The organism is Eubacterium sp. MSJ-13, assembly GCF_018918235.1.
Lineage (GTDB): Bacteria > Bacillota > Clostridia > Lachnospirales > Lachnospiraceae > Butyribacter.
The window spans coordinates 1-8,705 of sequence record NZ_JAHLQE010000142.1 but is presented as its reverse complement, the minus strand read 5'-3'; the positions used below and the strand labels follow the sequence as shown (position 1 = coordinate 8,705).

The window sequence follows — 8,705 nt, the reverse complement described above, 5'->3', positions numbered from 1 at the left end:
GTAAGGCACTGGACTCTGACTCCAGCATTTCAAGGTTCGAATCCTTGTAGCCCAGTTTAAAGGTCGTAGAATTTTCATTGGATTATTCTGCGATTTTTGTTTTATGTGAATTTTTGACAAATTTGTCATATAAAATGATGGAAGGATAGGAGGAATATATCATGAATAAAGTAGATTTTATAAGAGGCGAAATGATGGCTGCTATGAAGGCGAGAGATAAGGAGAGAAAAGCTGTTTTATCGAGTCTTCTTACAGCTCTCAAGAATTTTCAGATAGATAAGAGAGAAGAGATAACAGATGCCGAGGGAGACCAGATAATATTAAAACTCATTAAGCAGACGAAAGAAACTCTGGAGATGACACCGGCGGACAGAACAGATGTTATAGAAGAGTGCAATTACACTATCAAAGTGTTAGAAGAATATGCACCAAAGATGATGGATGAGGCAGAGATAAAGACTGTTATAGAAAGTGTCCTTGAGGAACTTGAGATTACTGAGCCTACAGCAAAAGACAAGGGTAAGATAATGAAAGTCCTTATGCCTAAAGTTAAGGGCAAGGCAGATGGAAAACTTGTAAATCAGGTACTTGGCGGAATGTTTAAGTAGAAAAAGGTATTTTTACCTTATAGTGGTATATCACAAAATAAAAAAAGATAGGGAATCAATGATATGAAAAAAATAATATGGCTCGTAATTCCATGCTATAATGAGCAGGAGGTACTGCCGGAAACATCAAAACAGCTTAAAAGCATTATGACAGAACTTGTAAAAAGTGGAAAGATAAGTGATAAAAGCAAGATTGCTTTTGTAAATGATGGTTCTAAAGATAATACATGGAATATTATAACGGATCTTCACGAATCTGATCCTATTTTTACTGGTATAAACCTTGCTCACAACAAAGGGCATCAGAATGCACTGCTTGCCGGTCTTATGACAGCAAAAGATTATGCAGATGCTGCGATATCTCTTGATGCTGACCTTCAGGACGATGTAGGTGTCATCGAGCAGTTTATCGACAAATTTAATGAAGGGAAGGATATCGTGTACGGTGTGCGTTCTACAAGAGCCACTGACACAGTATTTAAGAGAAGTACGGCTCATGCGTTTTATAAGCTTATGAAATTTATGGGAGCTGACACATTACAGGATCATGCTGATTATCGTCTTATGAGCAAGAGAGCATTGGAAGGTCTTGCAAAATATAAGGAGGTAAATCTTTTCCTTAGAGGAATCGTTCCGATGATAGGCTATGAGACGGATGTTGTATATTATGAAAGGCATGAGAGATTTGCTGGAGAGTCAAAATATCCTTTAAAGAAGATGCTTTCATTTGCTGTGGATGGTATAACATCATGCAGTGTAAAACCGATAAGAATGATTACGACATTAGGTACATTAGTATTTACGGTAAGTATAATCATGCTCATATATTTTCTCGTAGTATGGGCTCTGGGACATACTGTTCAGGGATGGACTACGATAGTCATATCACTGTGGGGAATCGGCGGACTGATACTTCTGTCACTTGGCATCATAGGTGAGTATGTCGGTAAGATATATATGGAAGTTAAGGAAAGACCTAGATTTATAATAGAAAGACTCCTGTATAAAGAGTAGTAGTGGGAATAGGCAAAAAATATATTCAGAATATTAAAAAAGTAGTGGAAATCAGTGAAAAAATTACAGCTAAAATATTAAAAAAGTAGTGCAAAGCAGCAAAAAAATACAGTTAAAACCATTAAAAAATAATAGTGGAAATCAGCAAAAAAAGACCAGGCAAATAGAATTTGTCTGGTCTTTTTGTTGCTACATCAAACAATGATATTACGAATGTAATAGCGTTGTTTGATGTTTTAGTCCACATCATCACTCTGAACCGAAAGAATCTGTCTCTTTCTTGCCATCTCATCGCTTTCAAGATATTCATCATATGTTGTAAGTTTGTCGATAAGTCCGCCCGGAGTAATCTCCATAATACGGTTTGCGATAGTCTGTATAAACTGGTGATCCTGTGAAGTAAAGAGGATTACACCAGGGAATTTTATAAGTCCGTTGTTTAATGCAGTGATGGATTCCATGTCAAGATGGGCTGTAGGCTCATCTATAACAAGTACATTTGAGCCGAGTATCATCATTTTTGAGAGCATTACGCGTACTCTTTCACCACCGGAAAGTACATTTACTTTCTTTACTCCATCTTCACCAGGGAAGAGCATACGTCCGAGGAATCCTCTTACATAAGTAGGATCTTTTTCAGGAGAGAAAGGCATAAGCCAATCTACGATAGTTTCATCTCTGTCAAAAAGTTCTGTGTTATCTTTAGGGAAATAAGAAAAACTTGTCGTTACGCCCCACTTAAATGTACCCTCATCAGGTTCAAGTTCACCTGTAAGTATCTGGAAAAGAGTAGTTGCTGCAATAGTGTTGCTTCCAACAAAGGCAACCTTATCCTCTCTGTTTATAACAAACGAAATGTCGTCAAGTACCTTTACACCATCAATAGTCTTTGAAATGTGCTCAACAGTGAGAACCTCGTTACCGATCTCTCTGTCAGGTCTGAAATCAATATATGGATATTTACGGCTTGAAGGTTTCATCTCATCAAGCTGAATCTTTTCGAGTGCATGTTTACGTGAAGTAGCCTGTTTTGACTTAGAAGCATTTGCACTAAATCTCTGGATAAAGCTCTGCAGTTCTTTGATCTTTTCTTCTTTCTTTTTGTTGGCTTCCTTCATCTGCTTTATCATCAACTGGCTTGACTCATACCAGAAATCGTAGTTACCTGCGTAGAGCTGTATCTTTGCATAATCGATATCTGCTATATGTGTGCAGACTTTGTTGAGGAAGTAACGGTCATGCGATACGACAATGACAGTGTTGTCGAAATTTATAAGAAATTCTTCAAGCCAGTCGATGGCATCGAGATCCAAATGGTTCGTAGGCTCATCAAGGAGAAGAATATCAGGGTTTCCAAAAAGTGCCTGTGCAAGAAGAACTTTGACTTTGTCGCTGTCAGGAAGTTCGCTCATTTTTTTATAGTGGATATCAGTAGGAAGTCCGAGTCCGTTTAAGAGTGTAGCTGCGTCAGACTCAGCATTCCAGCCGTCCATATTTGCAAATTCCTCTTCGAGTTTTCCGGCTTTGATGCCATCTTCCTCAGAAAAATCTTCCTTTGCATATATCTCATCCTTTTCTTTCATTATCTGGTAAAGACGCTCATTACCCATGATAACTGTATCAAGAACAACGAATTCATTGTATTTGAAATGATCCTGCTTTAAAAATGAAAGTCGCTGACCCGGTGTTATGATAACTTCTCCCTTACTAGGCTCTATCTCGCCTGTGAGGATTTTTAAGAATGTTGACTTTCCGGCACCGTTTGCGCCGATAAGACCATAACAGTTTCCTTCTGTAAATTTAATGTTTACATCTTCAAAAAGTGCCTTTTTTCCGAGGCGGAGTGTTATATTGCTGGCTTGTATCATTTAAATATTTCCTTTCTTAAAAATTTATTATTTATCAACTCTTTATATAAGTTTTCATCTTCCTGGCTTTTGTTCAGGAAGCATCCCTCGCTTTTTGCTCGGTCAACTGTATAACTCTTTCTATTTTACAGAAAAATGGCTATTTTGCAAGGGTGTAGGGAAAATTTGTTTCAATAGTTTATTTATTGTTAATATGAAGAACACAAATATTTAACAAATAATGTTTTGCAGAGAGTGAGATTTTGTAGTAAAATGAAAATATTACAAATTGAATGGAGAAAATGAACATGTCAAAGGAGTTGTTTAATGTTCGACCTGGAGATACACTTACACTCGGAGTTACCAAAGTAGTCAAGGGTGTACAGTTTGCAGTTTACATGCCGGATAAAAAAGAATGTGCATTGAAACTTTATCGTATAGGAAGAAAACTTCCGGCGGCAGTTATTCCTTTGAAAGATGAGTATAAAAAGGGAAGTGTCTATTTTTTGACTATCACAGGAATCAGGGGTGATGAGGAATGTGATATCGGTAAAGTTTTGTCAGAAGAATATGAATATATGTATGAAGCTGACGGGGAGGAGTTTGTTGATCCTTATGCACAGATAATACATGGTCGCGAAAAATGGGGAAAGAGGCGTGATCCTGATTATCTTCGTGCAGGCATATGTCTTGAGGAATTTGACTGGCAGGATGATGTCATGCCGGGAAGGGATTTCAGTGAGGTTATCATGTATCAGCTTCATGTGAGAGGATTCACCAAACATTCATCTTCAAAAGTTAAAAATAAAGGCATGTATTCAGGTGTCGCAGAAAAGATACCTTATCTTAAAGAACTTGGCATAAATGCGGTTATGCTTTTGCCATGTTATGAGTTTGATGAACTCTGTTATGATGAATATGCACCTTTGCCTGAGGGAGAGGACAAAGGGCAGGAGGCAAAACAGAAGATAAATTACTGGGGATATGGAACTAAAAATACATATTATCTATCACCGAAATCTTCTTACGCGTCAGAAGCAGAACATTCGGACAGGGAATTTAAGGAATTTGTCAGACAGATGCATCTTGCAGGTATCGAGGTGCTTATGGATATATATTTTATGCCGGGGACAAATCTGTGTCTGATGGCAGACTGTCTGAGACACTGGGTTATCAATTATCATATAGATGGATTCAGGATAAATCAGGAAGTCATGCCGGCAATCTCACTTGTATCTGATCCTATCATATCGGGTGTCAAACTTATGACTTCATATTGGGATGAAAATATGCTGCGTGATACCGGAGCAGTGAATAATCATTCGCTTGCGGAGTATAATGAGGGATTTATGAATGATGCCAGACGATTCTTAAAAAGTGACGAGGGAATGGTTCAGACATTTTCAGAAAGGTTTAAGAGAAACTCGTCAGTGTATTCGATAATCAATTTTATTACACATGTTAATGGTTTTACCCTTATGGATCTTGTTTCATATGATATAAAACACAATGAGACAAATGGTGAGAGCAACAGGGATGGAACTGAGTTTAATTACAGTTGGAACTGTGGTGTTGAAGGAAAGACGAGAAAGCGTGCTATCATGAGAAGCAGGATGAACCAGATAAGAAATGCGTTTGTGATGCTTTTATGCAGTCAGGGGACACCTATGCTGCTTGCCGGTGATGAGTTTGGCAATTCACAGCTTGGCAACAATAATGCATATTGTCATGATGACAATATCACATGGCTTAACTGGAACCATACAAAATCTGAACAGGATATTTTGGAATTTGTAAAAAAGCTTATAGCTTTTAGAAAAGAGCACTGTATACTTCATGCGAAAAAGCCATTTACTATGCTTGACACAAAGGGGGTTGGAATTCCAGATATTTCAATTCACGGCATACAGGCTTGGAGAGCAGATTTTTCAAATTACAGCCGTATGTTAGGAATCCTTTTAAGTGGAAGATATGGTGAGACTGAGGATGATGATATCTATATAGTATTCAATATGTTCTGGGAGAGAAAAGTGTTTGAACTTCCAAATCCCTCTGTCGGAAGAAAATGGTATCCGGCAGTAGATACATCTATTGGGGAATTTTTAGAGATACCTGAAAAAAGAAAACGCAGAAAGAAGGCAAAACAGGAAAGCGGGACATATAGGGAATATCTTATGCAGCCAAGAAGTATAGCAGTGTTTGTAGGAAGATAAAAAGTGTTGTATATAATGTGGCAACAGATATAAAAATGAAAAGAGATACATAAAAAAAGTGTGCCTTATCATGTTAGATAAAGCACACTTAAAAAACGCCCTGATTTATTCAGTTACATTTTTAAGATGATACTAAAATGTCAGTATTACAACTGATGATTAGTGACGATTTCCTCGTAAAGATCGATATCACACACATTTTTTGCATCATAGTGTGTGCAGTTCTGACAGGATGCATTGGCTGATGTTGAGTTTTTAGAGCCGCAGCCACAATCATCGCAGCTACAGTATTTACTACAGAGTGAAGCTACTTCTCTCATCATTTCAGCATTTTTTTTCATGATAGACCTCATTTCTGTGCACTTTTTTGGTGCCCGTATAGTCTTATTCATTTTCAGAATGTTTTCTGACAGAAGATGGACAAGACCATACCTGCGGTATAATAAGCTGTGTAAAGTGCACGAAAAGCACAGATATATACCGGCAGTCTACAGTTACATATATATAAAGACAACTGACAGAAGATTGTTTAAATGACATACAACAAACACCAGAGCTTAATGCTCCGGACTCGCTTGGTTATGTGTGGATATTACTGTCTTTGTTGTCGTGTGAATAGTATTTACAGAAAGTTGAGATTTTATGTTAAGTTTTAAAATAAATGATATTAAGATAACTATGGCTCATCTGTTGTTAAAAGAGACATTTGATGAGTTTTTTCTGGAAGATTCAAAAGTGGTAACATTTGCCACATTTGAAATAAATGGAAAAAGAAATCTAAATTGGTATGATGATGACGAAAAAGAAAATCAATTGTCTGCACTTTTATATTGGAGAGAGGCAAGGGGTTTTTTATTTGATTACATAAAAGGAAAAAAGACACCTGAGTATATGAAGTTCTCACTTAAAGCAAGCCGAGAGGCAGCAGAAAAGATTTTAGAGGGCAGCGGCGTGCTTTCAAGATATTTGAGCGAGCAGCCTGATATGTATCTTCAGATAAAATATGAAAAAGGTGAACTTACGATGGTTACGGGTATCACTCACAGAGAGTTTACTATGGATAAGACGCTCGACAGGGGATGGGATGATGCCGTAAGAGAGTGGATTAAGACATTGAAGATTTCAGTTGACGCATAAATGTTTTATGCGGCATAAATTTTTATACGGCATAAATTTTATGCTATAGCTTCATGTTTTTAATTTAATAAATTATAAGGAGGACAAAAATGCTTAAAACATTAGGCGCACAGGTTAAAGAATTTAAAAAAGATTCGATTCTTACTCCTGTATTTATGATTTTGGAAGTTATCATGGAAACAATCATTCCATTGATAATGGGTTCAATAATTGATGACGGTGTGCAAAAAGGTAATCTTAATCATATTTACCTTATGGGTGCACTGATGGTATTAACAGCACTTGTAAGCCTTTGGGCAGGTGCGATGGGTGGAAAATACGGTGCTAGTGCATCGACGGGATTTGCGAGAAACTTAAGAAAGGCTATGTATGACAATATCCAGACTTTCAGTTTCTCAAATATTGATAAGTTCAGTACATCAGGTCTTGTAACAAGACTTACGACTGACGTAACAAATGTTCAGAATGCGTATCAGATGATACTCCGTATGTGCATGAGGGCACCGGCGAGCCTTATCTGTGCGATGGCAATGTCATTTTATGTAAATGCAAGGGTTGCAACTATATATCTTATAGCGGTTATAATACTCGGATGTTTCCTTGCACTTATAATAAAAGTTGCCATGAAATATTTTGACCAGGTATTTAAAAAATACGATAAGTTAAACGAGAGCGTTCAGGAGAATGTAAATGCGATAAGAGTCGTAAAGGCTTACTCAAGAGAGAGTTTTGAGCAGAAGAAATTTACAAAAGCAAGCGAGAATGTCTACAAAATGTTTATAAAAGCAGAAAAGACGGTTGCTTACAATATGCCGCTTATGAATCTTACAGTTTACAGTTGTATTCTTATAATAAGCTGGGTAGGTGCAAAACTTATCGTAGGTGGAAACATGGAGATAGGTAATCTCTCAACACTTCTCGCCTACTGCATGAACATACTTATGAGCCTTATGATGCTATCAATGGTATTTGTAATGATAACGATGAGTGTGTCAAGTGCAGAGCGTATATGCGAAGTAATAAATGAGAAGCCTGACATAACAAATCCTGAGGAACCTGTTATGGAGGTTAAGAATGGTGATATCTCATTTGAACATGTAAACTTCAGCTACAAAAAAGAAGCAAAAACTCCTGTATTAAAGGATATAAACCTTGAGATAAAGTCAGGACAGACTATCGGTATCATAGGAGGAACAGGAAGTGCAAAGTCAAGTCTTGTTAATCTTTTGAGCCGTCTTTATGATGTTACGGACGGTGCGGTCAAGATAGGCGGGATTGATGTCAGAGAGTACGATATCGAGACGCTCAGGGATGAGGTTGCAGTCGTATTGCAGAAAAATGTATTGTTCAGTGGAACGATACTTGAAAATCTCCGCTGGGGTGACAAAGATGCAACTGACGAGGAATGTATAAGAGCATGCAAACTTGCCTGTGCAGATGAGTTTATCGACAGGATGCCTGATGGCTATAATACATATATCGAGCAGGGCGGTAACAATGTTTCAGGTGGACAGAAACAGAGACTCTGTATAGCAAGAGCACTTATAAAGAAGCCTAAGGTACTTATCCTTGACGATTCGACAAGTGCTGTTGATACTGCAACTGATGCAAAGATAAGAAAAGCGTTTGCAGAGGAGATACCGGGCACGACAAAGATAATAATCGCACAGCGAGTTTCAAGTATAAAAGACTGCGATAAGATAATCGTTATGGAAGACGGCTGTGTAAACGGCTTTGGAACATCGGATGAACTGCTTGAAAGCAATGAGATTTACAGAGAAGTATATGAATCTCAGGTAAACGGCAATGCTGATTTTGATGAAAAATAATATAGGAGCATTCCTGTAATTCATTAAAAGTGCCAATTGAATAAAAAAGAACCTCAA

Annotated in this window: 6 protein-coding genes; 5 read left to right on the top strand and 1 reads right to left on the bottom strand. The window is 37.5% G+C overall.

Annotation, left to right across the window (positions count from 1 at the left end; all coding sequences use genetic code 11):
- Nucleotides 1-161: 161 nt before the first annotated feature.
- Both KQI69_RS08810 and KQI69_RS08805 read left to right on the top strand, forming a co-directional pair.
- Nucleotides 162-608: a GatB/YqeY domain-containing protein gene (locus KQI69_RS08810; protein ID WP_216565011.1), complete on the top strand. Its 447-nt coding sequence runs from the start codon at nucleotides 162-164 to the stop codon at nucleotides 606-608.
- A 63-nt stretch (nucleotides 609-671) separates the two neighbouring features.
- Entirely contained in the window at nucleotides 672-1,622 is a 951-nt protein-coding gene (locus KQI69_RS08805) for a glycosyltransferase family 2 protein (protein WP_216565010.1), read from the top strand.
- A 236-nt stretch (nucleotides 1,623-1,858) separates the two neighbouring features.
- On the opposite strand, the gene KQI69_RS08800 is transcribed toward KQI69_RS08805, so the two are convergent.
- A complete protein-coding gene (locus KQI69_RS08800; RefSeq protein ID WP_216565009.1) occupies nucleotides 1,859-3,490 on the bottom strand; it encodes an ABC-F family ATP-binding cassette domain-containing protein in 1,632 nt (543 codons plus the stop codon).
- Nucleotides 3,491-3,777: 287 nt separating this feature from the next.
- Between KQI69_RS08800 and KQI69_RS08795 the strand changes: the two genes are divergently transcribed.
- The 3 genes from KQI69_RS08795 to KQI69_RS08785 all read left to right on the top strand — a co-directional run bounded on the left by KQI69_RS08795 (nucleotide 3,778) and on the right by KQI69_RS08785 (nucleotide 8,648).
- Nucleotides 3,778-5,682, top strand: coding sequence for an alpha-amylase family glycosyl hydrolase (locus KQI69_RS08795; protein ID WP_216565008.1), 1,905 nt, complete (start codon nucleotides 3,778-3,780; stop codon nucleotides 5,680-5,682).
- Nucleotides 5,683-6,324: 642 nt separating this feature from the next.
- The gene (locus KQI69_RS08790) at nucleotides 6,325-6,819 is read left to right on the top strand and encodes a DUF5721 family protein (RefSeq protein ID WP_216565007.1); all 495 of its coding nucleotides are present in this window, start codon (nucleotides 6,325-6,327) and stop codon (nucleotides 6,817-6,819) included.
- Nucleotides 6,820-6,908: 89 nt separating this feature from the next.
- The gene (locus KQI69_RS08785; RefSeq protein WP_216565006.1) at nucleotides 6,909-8,648 is read left to right on the top strand and encodes an ABC transporter ATP-binding protein; all 1,740 of its coding nucleotides are present in this window, start codon (nucleotides 6,909-6,911) and stop codon (nucleotides 8,646-8,648) included.
- The last annotated feature ends 57 nt before the right edge of the window (nucleotides 8,649-8,705 follow it).